The organism is Bacillus sp. JJ722, assembly GCF_036963345.1.
Classification (GTDB): Bacteria; Bacillota; Bacilli; order Bacillales; family DSM-1321; genus Bacillus_AD.
In genome coordinates this window covers 1-18,125 of record NZ_JBALMO010000021.1, presented here as the reverse complement: position 1 = coordinate 18,125, position 18,125 = coordinate 1, and the positions used below count along the sequence as shown (strand labels likewise).

Sequence of the window (18,125 nt, the reverse complement as noted above, 5' to 3'; positions counted from 1 at the left end):
GGGCGCTGGAGCTAGACAAAAAGAAAAGCGGAAGCGCCTGGTTAGCTCCGTATGGACCAAAGAGACGGCAGTCGATTCGATGTTGCTTTCTTAAACTGAAAAAAGTCCTCTCCACATAAATCAAAGAGAAGACTTTTACTTATCCTAAACTTTATTGTTCTATCATGCTTCTAATTGTCGATTCATTGACGTTATGAAGGGCCATAATCCATCCGCTCCAGCTTCCAGCGCAGTAGCGCCTAACCGATTTGCCCAATAACTTTCATTACCAAACTCATCTCTCCATGCCCAAAGCCTTCTCGTACTATGTTGTAAGGCATGTTCATCCGTAAACCCTATAGCACCATGTATTTGATGCGCAATAGGCACGCCTTTACTTACTGCTTCACCTACTCTGATTTTCGCTGACATAATTTGTTGCTCACCAGTTCCCGCTTCAAAAGCTTTGACGGCTAACTCCGTAATGGCACTTGCCGCTATTACTTCTCCAGTTAAAACGGCGATTTGTTGTTGAACCGCTTGGAATCTCGCAATTGGACGTCCAAACTGAATGCGCTCGGTTGAATACATTACCGTTAAGTCTAACATTCTTTCAAGCGCACCTGTCATTTGGATTGCACGTACAAGAGCTCCCTCAAACATCCATTTCTCTTCTGTAAAATCTTCTAGTCTACAGACTTGATGATCAGGAACATCCACATCATTCAAAATTACCGTATTTCTTGGTTCACCTGCTAGATTTTCACCATATTCAATTTGACAAGCTTTAGAATCAATAACGCCTAACATGGTCTCTTGCCCATAACGGCCAATGATTAGTATAGATTCTGCACATGCAGCCCACGGTACATTATAAGCCGAGCCTGACACGTTCCAGCCAGTGGCTGTTTGGTTAAAAGTAAGACCATGCTGATTGAGAACTACTGTAGCTGGCTGCTCTATTAATGTCATCCTCGCTTTAGCTAAAATCCAATTGGCCGTTAGCGTTTCAGCAATGGGAATCGGTGCAGCGAACTTTCCAGCAATGCGTAATACGGCAAATGCGTCCGCTATACTACCACCTGATCCACCCGACTCTTCTGGAATGCCTATTGAAGTCAAACCTGTCTCGACCAACGTCGCCCACAATTCGGTTGGACATACGCCTCGTTCAGCACGCTCTAACACCTCTTTCGTGCATAAATCTTGCATGATTTTCTCGGCTGTTTTTTTAATGATTTGACTAATTTCATTCATCGAATTCCAACCCCCTTCGCTATAATGCCACGTAAGATTTCCGTTGTTCCGCCGCGAAGAGTATATCCTGGTGAATGCAAGATGGCTGTGGCTAACATGCTTTTATAAACAGAAGGGACAGGTTCTCCCACAGATACGAGTAACCGAGCAGTTTCACCGATTTGACTCTCAAAATGCGTACCTAAATCTTTAACTAATGCAGCTGTTATATCTGGCGTAACACCTTGCTCTAATAAACCAGCTACTCCTAATGACATTTCACGCAAAGTCGTCAATCGGGCAACAAGTTGTCCTATCGCAACATTTGCCATTTCATTAGAAGGACGTTGTTGCAACACTCTAATTAGCTCTGTAAACAATGGAAAAGTACTTAAAAAACGCTCTGGACCACTGCGTTCATACGCTAACTCAGCCATACTTTGCTTCCAGCCATCACCAATATTACCAATCGCCATGCCATCAGGAATAAATACATCTTCTAAAATAACTTCATTAAAATGATGCTCGCCTGTCATGAGTCGAATCGGGCGAATTGTTACTCCGTCAGCAGATAAATCTACTATCAATTGACTCAATCCGTCATGCTTTTTATCTGTTTTGACTGCTGTACGACACAATGTCACCATATAATGTGAATAATGAGCACCACTCGTCCAAACTTTGCTACCGTTCAACAACCAACCTCCGTCTACTTTTTTAGCAGTTGTTGAGATAGAGGCTAAATCCGAGCCTGTATTAGGTTCACTAAGCCCGATGGCGAAATAGGTTTCACCGCGTACAATTCCAGGTAGAATCTGTCTCCTTTGCTCTTCCGTTCCGTAACGAAGTAATAGCGGGCCTGATTGGCGATCTGCAAACCAGTGAGCTGCAACAGGCGCCCCAAAAGCTAATAATTCTTCGGTAACAACATAGCGCTCTAAAGCTGACCGTTCAGCTCCACCATATTGTTTTGGCCAAGTCATACCAAGCCATCCTTTCTGACCTAATTTTCGACTAAATTCTGGTTCAGCTTTACTTAGCCATGAATCGCAATGAGGCACAAAGCTTCCTTCCTCCATTTCTTTCTTTAGAAAAGCTCTCACTTCGTGCCTTAATTGCTCTGCTTGTTCCGATAACTGCACTGAATTCAATTCCAAACCTTTCATCAAAACGATTCACCCCCGATTTTTCACACCAATATACGTTATTGAAATTTTGGCTTGCGCTTCTCAATGATGGCATTCATACCTTCTTCATAATCTGGATGCTCAGTCACCAATCCCATAAAAGAAGAAACCATATCCAGTGATGTACGTAAATCCGTTCTTTGTCCTTGGTAGACTGTGCGTTTAATCAATCGAATAGCTTGTTGTGGCCCCTCCGCAAACGTAGTTGCTAATTTGTTCACTTCATCCATTAAGTCATCATGGGCAACATATCTTGTAATCAACCCTAATTGGCTCGCTTCTTCTACATCGATAATTCTTCCTGTCCATAATAATTCAAGTGCTTTATCAAGACCTATTAATCGCGGCAGATAATATCCACCACCATCTCCTGGTACAATCCCTACTTTCACATAACCTTCCCCAAATCGCGCTTGGCTTGAAGCAATACGTAGATCACATTGCAGCGTCATATCTAAGCCTGCTCCAATGGCATCACCGTTAATTGCCGCAATCGTTGGTTTATCGATTTCCTCCATTAGTAATGGAATACGTTGAACATGCTTCCATAAACTATTCTTTCTTGCTAAACCCGTTGTTGAAAAATCTTCTTCACGCCCATTTAAATCAAGAAAACCTAAGCCTTTTTGCATTGATTTTATATCTCCACCTGCACAGAACGCCTTACCGTTACCTGTGATCACCAATACACGAATGTCATCGTTATCTCTCACTTCTTCAAGTGCTTTAATCCATAGTTCAATCATTTCTACACTAAATGCGTTGCGGGCTTCTGGACGATTTAAAGTAATCGTCGCGATACCGTCTTTCACTTCAAACAATAAATCTGTCATTACGTCACATCCTATTTCTACGTTTTTTTTAACATTCAAGTAAATAGTGTCTATTGAAAGTGTTGTATTAAGACAATTGTTGAGATATCATTTCAGCCGTTTCTTTAACATGTTGAATATACGTTTCTACTTCTGACTCGTTAATACGAACAGTCGGAATCATTAAGGAAACAGTCGCGATAATTTGTTGAAAGCGATCCCTAATAGGTGCACTAATGGAAAAGGCTCCAATTACCCGTTCACCATTACTAATGGCGTACCCTTGCTTACGAATCTTTATTAACTCTTGCTGCAAATATGCTTTATCAATAATCGTTTCTTGTGTAATGGCCTGCAATTCAATAGATTGTAATAATTTTGCAAGGTCATCTTCAGGAAGAAATGCCATCAAACACTTAGCGGATGCTCCCGCATATAAAGGAGAGTATTGTCCAATATAGGTAAGGCTTCTTAATTCATGATGACTTGCCACATAGCCAATACATTTCCTTTGATTTTGATCAATAATACTTAAAGAGACCGTCTCATTGAATAAACTATTTAACCTACTCATATACGGTTTAGCAATTGATAGCAAGCTAGAATTCAATTCAACTAGATTGCCAAGAAAGTAAAGTTCCATACCTAGCTGATATGTCTTTCTTTCCTCATTTTTTTCAATCATTCCATATTGTATGAGCGTATTTAATATTCTTTGAAGACTTGATTTAGATAACCCTAACTTTCGGTGAAGATCAGCTAGTGATAATTCTTTGTCTTTACGGGAAAATGCTTTCAATATAGTGATAGCACGACTGATGGTTTGCATAGAATCTTCTTTTGACATGTACACACCCACTCCAAATTTAAAATAGTAATATATGATTTCGTATGAAAAGGACGAATTACTTCATAATCGCAATAGGTGTCACTATTTACAAAAAAACTTTTATGCAAATACCAACTGTTTTGAGTCATGTTTTCATACTTATATAAAGTGAAACTTTAATCGGTGGGGGGTCTTCCATCCCCCACCGATTATTAGTTGAACCAATCGGGTTCTTACTGGCGCTTTATCTCCCACTTAAACGTCTTCGCTTTTACTTTCTTTTTGAAGTGGGAGTCTTAGCGCCAGTTAGAACGGGACAAACATTTATGTAGGTTGATTCTAATGAGTTGAGTAATTTAATAGATGAGGATTGTTGCTATCGTTATGTGTAAGACATTTACGTGTTAAATAACACCTTCAGATCGTAATCTTTCAATATCTTTCATACTTAAGCCTAGTTCTTCTTGAAGAAATAATTCTGTATGTTCACCTAGAAGCGGAGGATGCTTGTGTATGGTGAGTGGTGTTTTTGAAAAGCAAATTGGATTTCGAACCAATCTGACTTTTCCTAATGTAGGATGAGAAATCTCTTGAACCATTTCTCTTGCTTGTACTTGTGGATGATTGAATGCTTGTTCTACATTGTTCACTGGACCCGAAGGAATACCAAATGATGATAGCAACTGGAACCACTCATCCGCACTCTTTGTAATAAAGATTTCCTGAAGCTTCTGCGTCATGTCCTCTCTATTAGCAACTCGCGCACTATTGGTTCGATATCTTTCATCGCTTTGCCATTCTGGTCGATGTAGCAAGTCACATAGCTTTAGAAATTGTGCATCATTACCTACCGCAATCATCATCGGTCGGTCACTGCACTGAAATACTTGATAAGGAACGACACTATTATGCTGATTACCAATTCGCGTCGTGACTTCATTCTTCATTAGAAAAATACTTGCAATATTCGCAAGCGAACTCATTTGTACATCTAGTAACGAGATATCAATGTGCTGCCCTTCTCCACCTTGATCTCTTTGTCTTATTGCAGACAAAATACTGATTACAACATACAGTGAGCTGAACATATCAACGACCGGAACGCCTACCCTTGTTGGTTCATCATCCCGCTTACCCGTTATATCCATCAAACCGCCAATTGCTTGAATGACAGGATCAAAACCCGGCTCTTCTCGATACGGACCTGTTTGACCATATCCAGTAACAGAACAAAGGATAATAGCAGGATTTACTTTCTCTAATTCCTTGTAACCAATACCTAACCGATCTAGCGTACCTGTTTTAAAGTTTTCAATGACAACATCCGCTTTTTTGACGAGTTCTAATAAAAGATCTTTGCCCTCTTTAGTCTTCAAATCAAGCGTAACCGAGCGTTTATTTCGATTAGCTGTAAAGTAGTATGTACTTTCACTACCAACATATGGAGCCCAATCGCGCATGCTATCTGTACCCTTTGGTGATTCAATTCGAATCACATCTGCACCTAAATCGCCTAATATCATGGAACCAGCTGGAGCAGCATAAATTCGAGACAAATCCAAAACCTTAATATCCGTTAACGGTACGTTCAAAATGTATCCCTCCAAATTTCTTTATCTAGAACAACTCCATTTCATTTTTATTCACGAGATGTTATACCGATAATCGGTATAACATCTCGATAATCAATATTTTACCATAAATTCAATATAAACCCTTAAAATACTTTTCGACCTTTATCTTTAAAAATCAACAAAAACCCTTTAAAAGATTGATTGTCAACCAACCTCTTAAAGGGTTCTGCAAAACTTCTTATATTCCGCATTCTATCATTCAAACCCACAAACCTCCGCTAATAGATCTACAAGATGCAAGCTTCGTATTTGTTTTGAGCATCCTTGCCTTTCAATACCTAAGCTCATTTGTAAGTGACAACCAGGATTAGCCGTCACGACAGTAGTTGCTTTCGCTTCCTTTACCTTCTCCATTTTATGATCAAGAATTTGCATCGACTCATCGAAATGCAAGAGATTATAAATACCGCCTGAAGCACAGCAACGATCAGCACCTTCCATTTCTACATACGTTGCACCAGGAATAGATTGTAACAACATACGAGGCTCTTTACTTACCTTCTGAACATTTCTTAAATGACATGAATCTTGATAAACGACGATACCATTCCAGTTCTTTTTAAATGGAAGAGGGCCGTATTGATAAAGAAGTTGGCTAATATCTTTTGATTTATTAACAAACTGTCGAGCTGATTCGACCCACTCCGTATCCTGTGCTAATAAGTGGTCGTATTCACTCAAAGCTGCTCCGCATCCACCTGCATTATTTACATAATAGTCCGCACCGCTTTCTTGAAACGCTTGAATATTCGCTTTCGCTAGCTCTCTTGATTTATCTATAGCACCTTGATGAGCGTGTAATGCACCGCAACACGTTTGTTTCTCAGGAATAGCAACTTCACAGCCTACAGATGTTAACAGTTCGATGGTCAAACGATTCGTTTTCGACATAACCGCATCCATAATACAGCCCACAAATAAAGCAACCCGTGCTTTCGTAACACCTTTAGCAGGAAATACTATTCCTCTAGATATTCTTTGCTTTGGAGATTCAACAGCAGGTAAGATTTTTTCCATTTGCGCTAATGGCTCTGAAATCTTATCCATTACCTTTGTTTTTTGCACAAGTTTATTCAGGCCCGTTTTTTGATAGATCCAAACCATATTTCCGACGACTCTCATTCGTTTCGGATAAGGAAATAAATGATGCAGTGCTGTTGTTCTCAGCAAAGATGCGCCTGATTTTTTCTCTTTTGTTTGGACTTCAGCAATTGCTTCTTTTGCTACTTCTAACATATGCCCATATGGAACACCAACCGGACATGCCACTTCACACGCCCGACATCCTAAACATAAATCAATCGGATCTGCTAAATGCTCTTCTACATCAATTTTTCCTTCTGTAGCCATCTTCACGAGATTAATTCTTCCACGAGGTGATGCCGATTCTTTCCCCATCGATACATAGGTTGGACAAGCGGGTAAGCAATAACCACATTGCACACATTGATTTGTCCATTCATATGTTTCATCTAATAGTTTTTGAACCGTTTTATTCGGATGCTTACAGGCTGGTTCCGTTAATTTACCCATTTATGTAAGCACCACCTTTGTTTGTCCTGGTATCGGAAAAATTTTTCCAGGATTGAGAATGTCATTAGGATCCCAAGCTTCTTTAATTTTTTTCATCATTAAGACGCCTACTTCACCAAGTTCCATCTCCATATAGGGTGATTTCAATGTTCCAATACCATGCTCTCCCGAAAGTGTACCACCTAGTTCAACAGCTGCTTTAAATATTTCACTAACGGCATCTTCAACCTTCTTCATTTCCTCTATGTTTCGCTTATCTGTAATAATATTCGGATGCAAATTTCCATCTCCAGCGTGACCAAAGACAACTAGGTTCAATTCATATTTCTCGCGAATTTGCTTTAATCGTTCCATCATAGCTGGAATTTGGCTTCTTGGAACCGTTGCATCTTCGGAGATTTTAGTTGGTCCCATTTGTGTAATCGCTGGTGAAACCATCTTCCTTGCATGCCAGATTTTCGTTCGTTCTTCTTCATTCGCCGCCACACTCACAAGAGATGCACCAACTTCTTTACAAAGAATCTCACATTGTTTAATTTCTTCTTCAATAGCAGAGGGATGACCGTCTACCTCAATAATAAGCAATGCTTCCGCATGGATGGGAAGTCCAGAAGAGCTGTAGTTTTCCACAGCACGAATACAAGCGTTATCCATTAACTCAATAGCACTTGGCAAAATCCCTGCTGATAAAATATTTGAAATCGCACGGCCTGAATCTACTAATTTATCAAAATGGGCTAGCAACGTTTTTCGAGATAACGGTTTTGGTATGAGCCGCATCGTTGCTTCTGTTACAATCCCTAAAGTTCCCTCTGACCCAACAATTAGCCTCGTTAAATCATAGCCTGTAACATTCTTGACCGTCTTTCCCCCAGTTCGAATAATCTCGCCTGTTGGCGTAACAACTTCTAATCCAATGACATATTCTTTCGTTGTTCCATACTTTAATCCTTTAGGGCCACTCGAATTTTCTAATAGATTCCCACCGATGGTTGCCACATTGGAGCTACTAGGGTCTGGCGGATAAAATAAACCTACTTCTTCGGCTTTATTATGTAACGTCGCCGTAATAACACCTGGTGAAACAATCGCTAGCATATTCTCCCGATCAATTTCTAGTTTCTTATTCATTTGAGACATATCTAATACCATGCCCCCTTTAACAGGAAGCGGACCACCACTAAGCGATGTGCCTGATCCACGAGGATACACAGGGATTTTATATTTATTTGCCAGCTTAACTAGCTCACTGATTTCAACGGTATTTTTCGGTTGGATAACTATATCCGGTAAATACTGTCCGAAAGACGCATCATAGCTATACGAATATCTCTCTGATAGATCAAGAAAAATTCGTTCCTGCGAGACTATATTTTTCATTTTCTCTAGTATTTCTTGTTCCATCTAAGGTCACTTCCTTTGATTTACTTAATAGCTTACCAATTCGCCCGTCGATATAATGGTAATATTATATTTAGGAGGGATTATTATGAAAGTAGCATGTATTCACGCCACTACAACTGCTTTAAATCCAATTGAACAAGCCTTCCATAAAGAAGCACCAGATGTTGAACTGCTGCATTTTATGGATACTGGTTTACTAGAATTACTTGAACAAAGCGGATCGCTTACCGCTGATATTACTCGTCGGTTTTCTCTACTAATCAACCTAGCTATTCAATCAAATGTTGATGCCATCCAACTAACTTGTTCAGCTTTCAATACACTTACCTATGTTATTCAACCTCTTTACGATGTTAAACTCTTTCGTTCTGACGAAGCGATGCTAGATACAGCACTGGCTTACAAGCGTGTCGGTTTAATTTCAACTGTTCGTGAGACACCTGTTGCTCTGTCTCGTTATCTGAAAGAGAAAAATCCCGAGATTATCATAGAATCTCAAGTAGATCCCGGAATCATCCACTTCCTTTCTCAAGGCCGACAAGAAGACCATGATGAAAGAGTGCGCAATATGATTCTTGCAATGGATGGTAAAGTGGATGTGATTGTTCTATCGCAATACAGCATGGAACATGTAGCAGACCAAGTGCAGACAACTGTTCCTATTCTGACAGCTCCACTTGCTTCAGCAAAAAGGTGCGTTGCCTATTTACGCAGTACGCATTCTTAAATACGAATGCTCCGCAGTAGAATAAGAACTACTACGGAGCAATGTTTCACATATATAAGACTCTTTTACTTAATGAGTACCTCCAAAAGCCTTCCCTACTCCTTGCAGTTTCTCTAGAATGACAATCAAAATAATCGAAATAAAGATTACTACACTAGAGACGGATGCCACGATTGGATTATATGAATCTTGCATCTGAGAGAAAATCTCGATTGGCAGTGTACGCATATCCGATGACACCATAAACAATGAAATTGTTACATTATCAAAGGATGTTAAAAAGGCAAATAGCGCTCCCGAAATAATAGCTGGACGTATTAGTGGAAGTGTTACTTTCCAAAATACTGTTATGGGGCTTGCGCCAAGTATGGCTGCCGCTCGCTCCAAATTATAATCAAAACCACTAAGTCCTGTTAACACTAGTCGGATAACGTAAGGAATACAAATAACGATATGCGCTAATAAAAAACCAGTCGAAGTTCCAGCAAGCATTAATGGTGTAAAGTAAATAAGTAATGCGATACCAAGTACAAGCTGTGGAACACTTAAAGGTGCCGTAAGCAAAGATGTAATATATGATTTACCCGGAATATCATACTTTGCAATCGCTAATGCGCCAAGTGTGCCAAATAATACAGAGAAGAAAGCTGCTAATAAAGCAAACTTGACACTATTTAATAACGCTTCCGTAAACTCAGGACGATCTAACAATGCCGTATACCACTGAATAGAGAACCCCTCTGGTGGAAAACTCGGATAGCTCGCACTTGTAAATGAAGCTGGGATAACAACAATTAGCGGAAGCAAGATGTAAATGATACTGATAATCGCGACCATAAGGCGAAGTGAACTTAAACTCTTCATTATCGGAATACCTCCTTAAACTTGCTCAACTCAAAGCCGCGCGTAAAGAGCATTACGATAACAAGCGTTGTTGCTAATAGAACATATGAAATAGCAGATCCAAATGTCCAACGTAATAAGTTGTTAATTTGGTCATATGCTACAACTGGCATCATTGGTACGTTCGCTCCTCCCATAAGAGAAGGTGTAACATAGGCACTCATAGAAAGACTGAATACTAACACACAGCCAGAAACAATACCTGGTAAGCTTAGCGGCAATGTAACAGAGAAGAAATTGCGCATCGGACTTGCTCCAAGAATCGCACTTGCTTTCTCTAATGATGGATCAATATTATACAAACTTGTTGCAATGGCTAAAATCATAAATGGTAAATACGCATTTGAAAGACCAATAACAACACCAATTTCCGAGAACAATAGTTCAAGTGGTGCATTGATCAGGCCTAAATCGAGTAGCGCTTGATTTATAGTTCCATTCGGAAGCAGTAATAAGTACCAACCAAAGTTACGAACTACAACACTAACCAAAAGCGGTGATGCAATTAATAATGCGATATATCCTCGAACGCGAGGCGAGCTTTTCGCCATTGTTAATGCAACTGGATACGCCAATAATAGTGATAAACCCACTGTATATAAGCTGATTTTTACCGTAATCCATAAAGAATTTAAATAGTAAGGGTCCGTAAAAATTTGCGTGTAATTCTTTAGACTATAGACTGCATCTGATGCATCGATATTGTCTGTCGAAATAAAACTCAAGTAAAGAATGTAAAGCATCGGTACGATAAAGAAACCAAATAGAAAGAGTAGAATTGGTGTTAGCAAAAGCAAACCTGGTGTCCAGCTTCTTTTTTTCTTTCTCTTTACTATTTTTTTCGGGTTACCTTCTGTATTTACTTCTTCATTAGCATAGTTTCTGAAGGACTCCATCCCACGTACACCTCACTTCCTACCTGCCAAGCAGAATCATAAGCTGGCGTTAAGATCTGCAATGACTTACCTGACATCGCTACATCTATTTCCCATGCCGTACCTAAATAGTTCATTTGAGTAATTGTTGCTTTATGCAAATGATTTGGTTTTGATCCATTTCCATTAGATTCAATTTGAATTTTCTCTGGTCGAATGTATAATTTCACCTCATCACCTATACGGCAAGCACGATCTGTGCCTAAAATATTATCTACATCTACATGAAACACATCTTCAGACATTTGTACGGTGATTTTTTGATTATTCACCGATACAATCTTGCCTTCAAACGAATTTGATTTACCAATGAAGTTAAATACAAACTCTGTTTTAGGATGATTATAAATTTCCGTTGGCGTACTGATTTGTTCAATTTTCCCGCCATTCATAACAACTACTCGGTCTGACATCGATAGCGCTTCTTCTTGGTCATGCGTTACAAAGATAGTTGTAACGCCGATTTCCTTTTGAAGACGTTTAATTTCAGTACGAAGCTCATGACGTAACTTCGCATCTAAGTTAGAAAGAGGCTCATCTAGCAATAGCAATTCCGGTTCCACAACAAGGGCACGAGCAATGGCTACACGTTGACGTTGACCACCCGATAATTCACGAGGATAACGGTGTTCTAAACCTAACATTTTCACCAGTTCAAGAGAACGTGAAATCTTCTTGTCTTGGTCAGCTTTAGGTACTTTACGTAGTTTTAAACCGAAGCTTAGATTTTCATAAACAGTCATATGAGGAAATAAAGAATATGTTTGGAATACCATACCTAAATCACGCTTATAAGGTGGTATCTTCGTTACATTTTTCCCTTTAATGAATACCTCTCCAGAATCTGCTTCTAGAAACCCTGCTATTAGGTTTAATGTTGTTGTTTTCCCACAACCAGAAGGACCAAGCAGGGTGAGCAATTCACCCTGTTTAACTTCTAAATCGATTCCATCAAGAACAACGTTTGATCCAAATTGTTTAAATGCGCCTTTGATTTGTACATCGTTTTTTATTGCCTGCATAGACTCTGCTCCCCTTTTCTGCCTTATTTAAGTAATTTCTTTAATTCTGGTGTTACTTCTTTCGCCCAGCGATCTGAATAAGTAGCACGAACTTCGGCAAATTTTGCGAAATCTGGTTTGAATGTTTTATCTTTTTCTGTTAAACCGATAGATTCTTTATATTTATCTGGAATATCTAAACCTTCAACAATTGGATAGAAACCTTTTTCAGAAATAGCTTTTTGGGCTTCTTCACCAATTAAATAGTTAATGAATTCAAGAGCTGCTTTTTCTTTCGGAGTGCCTTTTACAAGAGAAGCACTGAACGCTTGTAATGGAACGCCTTCTTTTGGTACAGCCATTTTTACTGGAATACCTGAAGTTGCTAATTCAGCAATGGCATAGCTTCCCATAACTGTTATATCCGCAGCACCTTGTTGAATAGCTGGCATCATTTGTGTAGAGTTTTTATAGAAAGTCGTTGAATATCCTGCTAGTTCTTTCGCTTTTTCAAAACCTGGCTCGATATTCGTAATGTCTCCACCGTTTGCAATTGCTAATGCGTTAAGCGTATTGAAACCCCAGTCATTTGTAATATCAGCATATGCTGTTTTACCTTTATACTCATCTGAAGCTAAGTCATTCCAAGACTCAATTGGCTTAATTTTGTTTTTCTTAAATGTTTCTGTGTTATAAGCTGGTGCAATAACTAGTCCGAATGCTGGAGCAGCTGCATTCTCAACGGCGATAAAGTCTTTCTTAACCGATTTCATGTTTGCTACATTTGATTCATCAATTGGTGCGATTAAATCTTTGTCCTGAGCACGTACTACATCTACAGGTACGAAAAATGCTACATCGATTTTTGGATCATTTTTTTGCAATTCAACTTTTGATAGAATTTCACCTGATAGACCCGCAATATAGTTGACTTTAATTCCTGTGTCTTTCTCGAACTGTGGTCCGATAATATCTCGTACCGCTCTTTCGATCACACCACCATTACCTGCTACTGTGATTTCATTTACATCACCACTTGCTTTTTCACTTGAACCATCTGATTTCTTTGGAGTAGGAGCTCCACAACCTGAAATAACAGCCAACATGATGATAATAAGTACACTAATCATTTTTTTCATTTTTCATTGCCCCCCTTGTTTTCTTTTAATCAATCGATTAATGAATCATTCCTTGTTTCTTGTAGAACGTTAATGCTCCTGAGTGATATTCGATTGGGATGTCTGCTATCGCTCTTGAAAGTTCAATGCCTTGAGCTGCTGGATGAATTGCTTGAAGTGCTGACAAGTTCGAATAAAGCGACTCTACTAACCTATAAGCCTCTAAATCGGACACATCTTTATGAGTCAATAAGATGTTTTGCACAGCGACTGTTTGAATATCTGCTCCCAACCCTTGATACGTTTCTCTTGGAATAACATCATTGGTGTACACATCGTAATTTCCATTAAGCTTATTTACTAATTCAGTAGACATCGATAGAAGCGAAATGGGAATTTCAGATGCTAGTTTTGCCAATTCGGGATTTGGTAAGCCTGATGAGAAAAAAGCTACATCAATCGATCCATTCCGTAATGCATCAGCAGATTGTGAGAACGATAGTGTAAAAGGACGAATATCCTCTTCAGCAATATTTGCTGCACGAAGAATGCGTTCAGCCATTATTTTCGTTCCACTGCCTTCCTTTCCAATACTAATCCGCTTCCCTTTAAGATCTGCAAAAGTACGAATGCCACTCGCTTTAGTAGTAACGATTTGCATATAATTCGAATAAATGCTTGCGAGCGCACGTAAAGATGATGTGTTTTGTTGTTTGGATATTGTTTCATCCAATACATCAGCTGTTGCAAATCCTATTTCAGCTTTCTTTTGGTTAACTAAAGACATATTGTCTACAGACGCATTCGTTACTTGTGTACCAACTGCTGCCCCGTTTTTCTGCTCATATATTTGAGCTAGTGCTTGTCCTAATGGAAAATACACCCCCGACATATCCCCTGTCGCAATAATTAAGACATCATCTTGAAAAATAGTGCCTTTTGAAGTAGGCGTTTCGTGAAGAGATTTTCTAACAATAGAAGGGGTTTCTTGATTACTCGATGCAGATGCACATCCTGTGATTAACACTGTGAATATCAGTGTTGCTACAATTAGCAGTCTGTTTCTCATAACTTTCAAAACTCCTTTCCTGTTATAAAACAGTGCAATAACTGTGCCAATTTTGAAAAAGATATGTTTTGAATGCGTTCCTAATAGATATTTCACTAAATCTACAAATTTACAAACACAAAAATCGGCATAATTTGCCGATTCAGCCTGCAAATTATGCCGATTTTTACATTTTCTCCACTATTTCTTATCTTCAATTCCATATAACTTAATTTTATCCCGTAAACTTCGCTCAGATATCTGCAAGGTATGAGCTGTTTTTTGACGATGATTCCCACAATAATGAAGAGTAGCTACAATAGCTTCTTTTTCAATCTCCTTCATCGTAATACCAATAGGAACTTTAATATTCCCATCATCTTCAAGGTCACTCATAGTGAACGTCGATTCTTGTTTTTGTACGGATAGTGGTAAGTCAATCTCTCCTATTTCATCTTCAATCGATAATGCTACTGAATACTCGATAATATTCCCCAGTTCGCGCACATTGCCAGGATAGCTATAATCAAACAATAACTTTTGTGCTGATTTAGAAAAGAACTTCTTCCCACGATTCATTTCTTTACAATATTTCTGCAAGAAATAATCGATTAATAAAGGTAAGTCCTCTCTTCGCTCTCGCAATGGCGGCATCGAGATTGGTATTACATTCAATCTAAAATACAAATCTTGACGAAACGTTCCATCCTTCACCATTTGCTCTAAATTCTTATTCGCAGCACTTATAATACGTACATCAAGTGTAATCTTCGTATTCGATCCTAAAGGGGTGAGTTCCCGCTCTTGCAATACTCGTAATAGTTTAACCTGAAGAGGCAAGGGCATCTCACTTATTTCATCTAGAAATAGTGTACCTCCGTTTGCCGCTACCCACTTTCCTTCTTTCCGCTGAGTGGCACCTGTAAACGCTCCTTTTTCGTAACCAAATAATTCTGATTCAAGCAATGCTTCAGGGATGGCTCCACAATTCACAACTTGAATAGGCCCATTTTTTCTCTTACCACTATTATGAATATTTCTAGCAACAAGTTCTTTACCCGTTCCACTTTCACCTAGAATAAGCACGCTTGAATCAATATCTTTCATACGCTCAATCATCGAGAATACTTGCTGCATCGCTTTGCTCTTACCTAAAAAATGATCATATCCTTTTCTTTGTTCCAATTCTTCATGTAGTGTTTCAATCTCATTCGACATTTGCTTATATTCAACTGCCCTCATTAATAGCAAATGCAATTCTTCCATATTGATCGGTTTTTCGATATAGTAATAGGCTCCCTTTTTAATAGCATCGATAGAGGATTCAATAGAAGCATAAGCTGTCATCATAATAACTGTAGTTAAAGGTGCTTGTTGCTTAATTTCCTGAAGTATATCGATGCCGTTGTGACTACCAATACGAAGATCTAGTAATACAATATCAATGGATTTATTCTCTATTATGTGTAATCCTTCTGATGGATTTGTCGTTGTTTCAATAAGATAGTCATCTTCTAATGCAAAGCTAAGAGAAGCACAGATTGCTTGTTCATCATCAATAATTAGTACACTTGGCTTCATTTATTTACAACTCCTTTTGACACAAAGGTAATTTAACCGTAAACACAGTTCCTTGATTAGGCTGACTACTCACTTGTATGTCTCCATTATTTTCTTTAACAAGGTTATATGACAATGTTAAACCTAACCCTACTCCTTTTTCTTTACTTGTATAGAATGGTTCAAAAATATGATTCAACTCTTCAGGTTTCATTCCTTTACCTGTATCAGAAATCATAATTTCCCCCATCCCCTCTTCTGCTGTTTCTAATGAGATTGTAATTCGTTTCTCTTCAGCATCTTCTACTGCATCAATAGCATTCAATAATAAATTCAGTAAAACTTGGCGAATTTGTTGTGGATCAATATAAAAGACAAGATTATGATTTAATGATTGCTCTAGTGTAATCCTTTTTTTATCAATAGTTACTTGAAGAAATGTAAGCAATGATGTGAGTTCATTGGCTGAATACTGTTGTTTATTAGGTGGTCTTGGTCTCGCATAATCAACTAAATCCGTAACAATCATATTGAGTCTATTCACTTCGGCAGGTAAATGTTCAATAATTACTTCACGAAATTTAGGTCGATCGTATTTACTAGGTAACATATCGATAAAAGCTTTTATAGATGTTAAAGGATTGCGAATTTCATGGGCTACACCTGCTACCAATTGTCCAAGTGCATGTAGCTTTTCTTGTGTAATCAGCTTTTGTTCAAGATTTTTCTTTTCTGTTTCATCATTCATAGATAGTAAATAACCTGTTTGCTGCTGTTGTGAATCAAACATTTCTAGCATGCGATAATAAATGACTTGCTTACTACCATTTTGAGTTACTTCAAGCACTCGAGAAACGGAATATTCTTTTTCGGAATGCTCCAAATTATAATGTTGTAATAATTGCTCTAATAAATAAGAGTATTGAAGATCAAGTGGTAGTATATTATTCAGCTGTAACATTTCTAATGCTTGAGCATTGCAGCTCGTAATCTTTAAATCGATGTCTAACGTAACTATACCCGTATCGATATTGTTCAATATTTGCTCTTTAAATGCATTGCTATCAGCCGCTCTTTGCTGTTGTTGCTGCAAATCTTCATTTAATTGTGTAAGCTTACCCGTTTGTAAACTCACCGCTTTCTGCAATCGCTTATTGATGATATAAATGATTAACACAACAAGAGCTGCAAAAGATATACCTATCAAAAGAAGAGAAACAAAGTATTCTAATCGAGCTATTTCTGCTTGACGCTGTGGCCTAATCCACTCATCAACCAAGGCATTTACTTCACCTTTCGCTTGCAGTGTATTAAGTGATTCATTAATAACTGAAAGCAGTTCTTCATTACCATTCTTCACCGCAATAGCATAATCAGCTGTATTCATTACATCATCTAAAATAATAAAATTACGATCTTGATTAAAATATTGTAAATAAAAAGCTGCTGTCCATTTGTTCCCCACAAACACTTCTGCTTTCCCATTTAACAGAGCCTTAAGTGCCGTGAACTGATTGGTCGTTAACGTTAAGTTTGTATTCCTCATATTGAGCATCGTATCTAAGGCAAATGTGCCATCTTCCAACGCGACATGATAATTCCTAACATCTGCTATTCCACGAATAGTTCCCACGCTTTCTTTTGGTATGATAATTGAATCTGACATCGTAAAGTACGGAATCGAAAAATCGAATATTCTGTCTTTTTCTAAACTATATGATGTTCCTGCAATTGCATCAATCTTCCCTTTTTGCAAAGCCTGTTCAGCTTCTTGGATACTCATTGGAATATATTCAAAATCTAAATTACTATTTTTCGATACTTGTTCCATTAAATCAATACTAATTCCCGTAAGTTTTCCATTCTCATTTGTATATGAAAAAGGAGGTAGAACAGAATCGCCAGCCACTTTATATGTTTTCTTTTCTGCCGATCCTTCTGGTGGCCAAACTATTTGAATAAGAAGGAAAAAGCTTATATAACAACTAATGCGAAGTATATTTCTCATCATTTACGAATACTCCTCTCTAAGAAGCATCAGTCTGTTAAATTATTCAGCTACTAATCTTCTGATTTTTCCAGTTACTCTATTATAAACCAACTACCAATCGACTATATAGCTACATATTTTGAATATATATGTCACAATAAAAAAATCTTACCGTATTACTACGATAAGATAAATTATATCTATAAATAATTCCTTGTCCGTTACTATT

General features: G+C 38.2%; 15 protein-coding genes. 1 reads left to right on the top strand and 14 read right to left on the bottom strand.

The genetic code is table 11. The annotated features are described in order from the left end of the window. Positions 1-162 precede the first annotated feature (162 nt). The 7 genes from V7014_RS03695 to V7014_RS03665 all read right to left on the bottom strand — a co-directional run bounded on the left by V7014_RS03695 (position 163) and on the right by V7014_RS03665 (position 8,614). Positions 163-1,236 (bottom strand): acyl-CoA dehydrogenase family protein, encoded by a 1,074-nt coding sequence (locus V7014_RS03695; protein WP_335504297.1) that lies wholly within the window; start codon positions 1,234-1,236, stop codon positions 163-165. After that, complete coding sequence (locus tag V7014_RS03690) at positions 1,233-2,381, bottom strand: acyl-CoA dehydrogenase family protein (RefSeq protein ID WP_335504299.1); 1,149 nt, start codon at positions 2,379-2,381, stop codon at positions 1,233-1,235. The genes V7014_RS03695 and V7014_RS03690 overlap by 4 nt, the downstream gene beginning before the upstream one ends. 38 nt (positions 2,382-2,419) lie before the next feature. Further along, positions 2,420-3,235 (bottom strand): enoyl-CoA hydratase/isomerase family protein, encoded by an 816-nt coding sequence (locus V7014_RS03685; protein WP_335504295.1) that lies wholly within the window; start codon positions 3,233-3,235, stop codon positions 2,420-2,422. Between the two features lie 67 nt (positions 3,236-3,302). Next, positions 3,303-4,061, bottom strand: coding sequence for an IclR family transcriptional regulator (locus tag V7014_RS03680; protein ID WP_335504293.1), 759 nt, complete (start codon positions 4,059-4,061; stop codon positions 3,303-3,305). A gap of 386 nt (positions 4,062-4,447) precedes the next feature. After that, the gene (locus tag V7014_RS03675; RefSeq protein WP_335504291.1) at positions 4,448-5,635 is read right to left on the bottom strand and encodes a CaiB/BaiF CoA transferase family protein; all 1,188 of its coding nucleotides are present in this window, start codon (positions 5,633-5,635) and stop codon (positions 4,448-4,450) included. A 237-nt stretch (positions 5,636-5,872) separates the two neighbouring features. Further along, positions 5,873-7,210, bottom strand: a complete 1,338-nt coding sequence (locus V7014_RS03670) for a (Fe-S)-binding protein (RefSeq protein WP_335504289.1) — start codon at positions 7,208-7,210, stop codon at positions 5,873-5,875. Beyond that, positions 7,211-8,614: an FAD-binding oxidoreductase gene (locus V7014_RS03665; RefSeq protein WP_335504287.1), complete on the bottom strand. Its 1,404-nt coding sequence runs from the start codon at positions 8,612-8,614 to the stop codon at positions 7,211-7,213. Between the two features lie 55 nt (positions 8,615-8,669). Here V7014_RS03665 and V7014_RS03660 point away from each other — a divergent pair, with 55 nt between their 5' ends. After that, entirely contained in the window at positions 8,670-9,341 is a 672-nt protein-coding gene (locus V7014_RS03660; protein ID WP_335504285.1) for an aspartate/glutamate racemase family protein, read from the top strand. 69 nt (positions 9,342-9,410) lie between these two features. Here the strand turns inward: V7014_RS03660 and V7014_RS03655 are convergent, their stop codons facing one another. From V7014_RS03655 to V7014_RS03625, 7 genes are all read right to left on the bottom strand, one after another. Next, entirely contained in the window at positions 9,411-10,205 is a 795-nt protein-coding gene (locus tag V7014_RS03655) for an ABC transporter permease (RefSeq protein WP_335504283.1), read from the bottom strand. Then, complete coding sequence (locus V7014_RS03650) at positions 10,205-11,140, bottom strand: ABC transporter permease (RefSeq protein WP_335504280.1); 936 nt, start codon at positions 11,138-11,140, stop codon at positions 10,205-10,207. Before V7014_RS03650 ends, V7014_RS03655 begins: the two co-directional genes overlap by 1 nt. After that, a complete protein-coding gene (locus tag V7014_RS03645) occupies positions 11,104-12,201 on the bottom strand; it encodes an ABC transporter ATP-binding protein (protein ID WP_335504277.1) in 1,098 nt (365 codons plus the stop codon). Before V7014_RS03645 ends, V7014_RS03650 begins: the two co-directional genes overlap by 37 nt. 23 nt (positions 12,202-12,224) lie before the next feature. Then, on the bottom strand, positions 12,225-13,319 hold the full coding sequence (locus V7014_RS03640; protein ID WP_335504275.1) for an ABC transporter substrate-binding protein: 1,095 nt from the start codon (positions 13,317-13,319) through the stop codon (positions 12,225-12,227). Positions 13,320-13,356: 37 nt separating this feature from the next. After that, a complete protein-coding gene (locus V7014_RS03635) occupies positions 13,357-14,367 on the bottom strand; it encodes a TAXI family TRAP transporter solute-binding subunit (protein WP_335504273.1) in 1,011 nt (336 codons plus the stop codon). A gap of 180 nt (positions 14,368-14,547) precedes the next feature. After that, the gene (locus tag V7014_RS03630) at positions 14,548-15,927 is read right to left on the bottom strand and encodes a sigma-54-dependent transcriptional regulator (protein ID WP_335504271.1); all 1,380 of its coding nucleotides are present in this window, start codon (positions 15,925-15,927) and stop codon (positions 14,548-14,550) included. Positions 15,928-15,931: 4 nt separating this feature from the next. After that, entirely contained in the window at positions 15,932-17,917 is a 1,986-nt protein-coding gene (locus tag V7014_RS03625; RefSeq protein ID WP_335504268.1) for a transporter substrate-binding domain-containing protein, read from the bottom strand. Positions 17,918-18,125 lie beyond the last annotated feature (208 nt).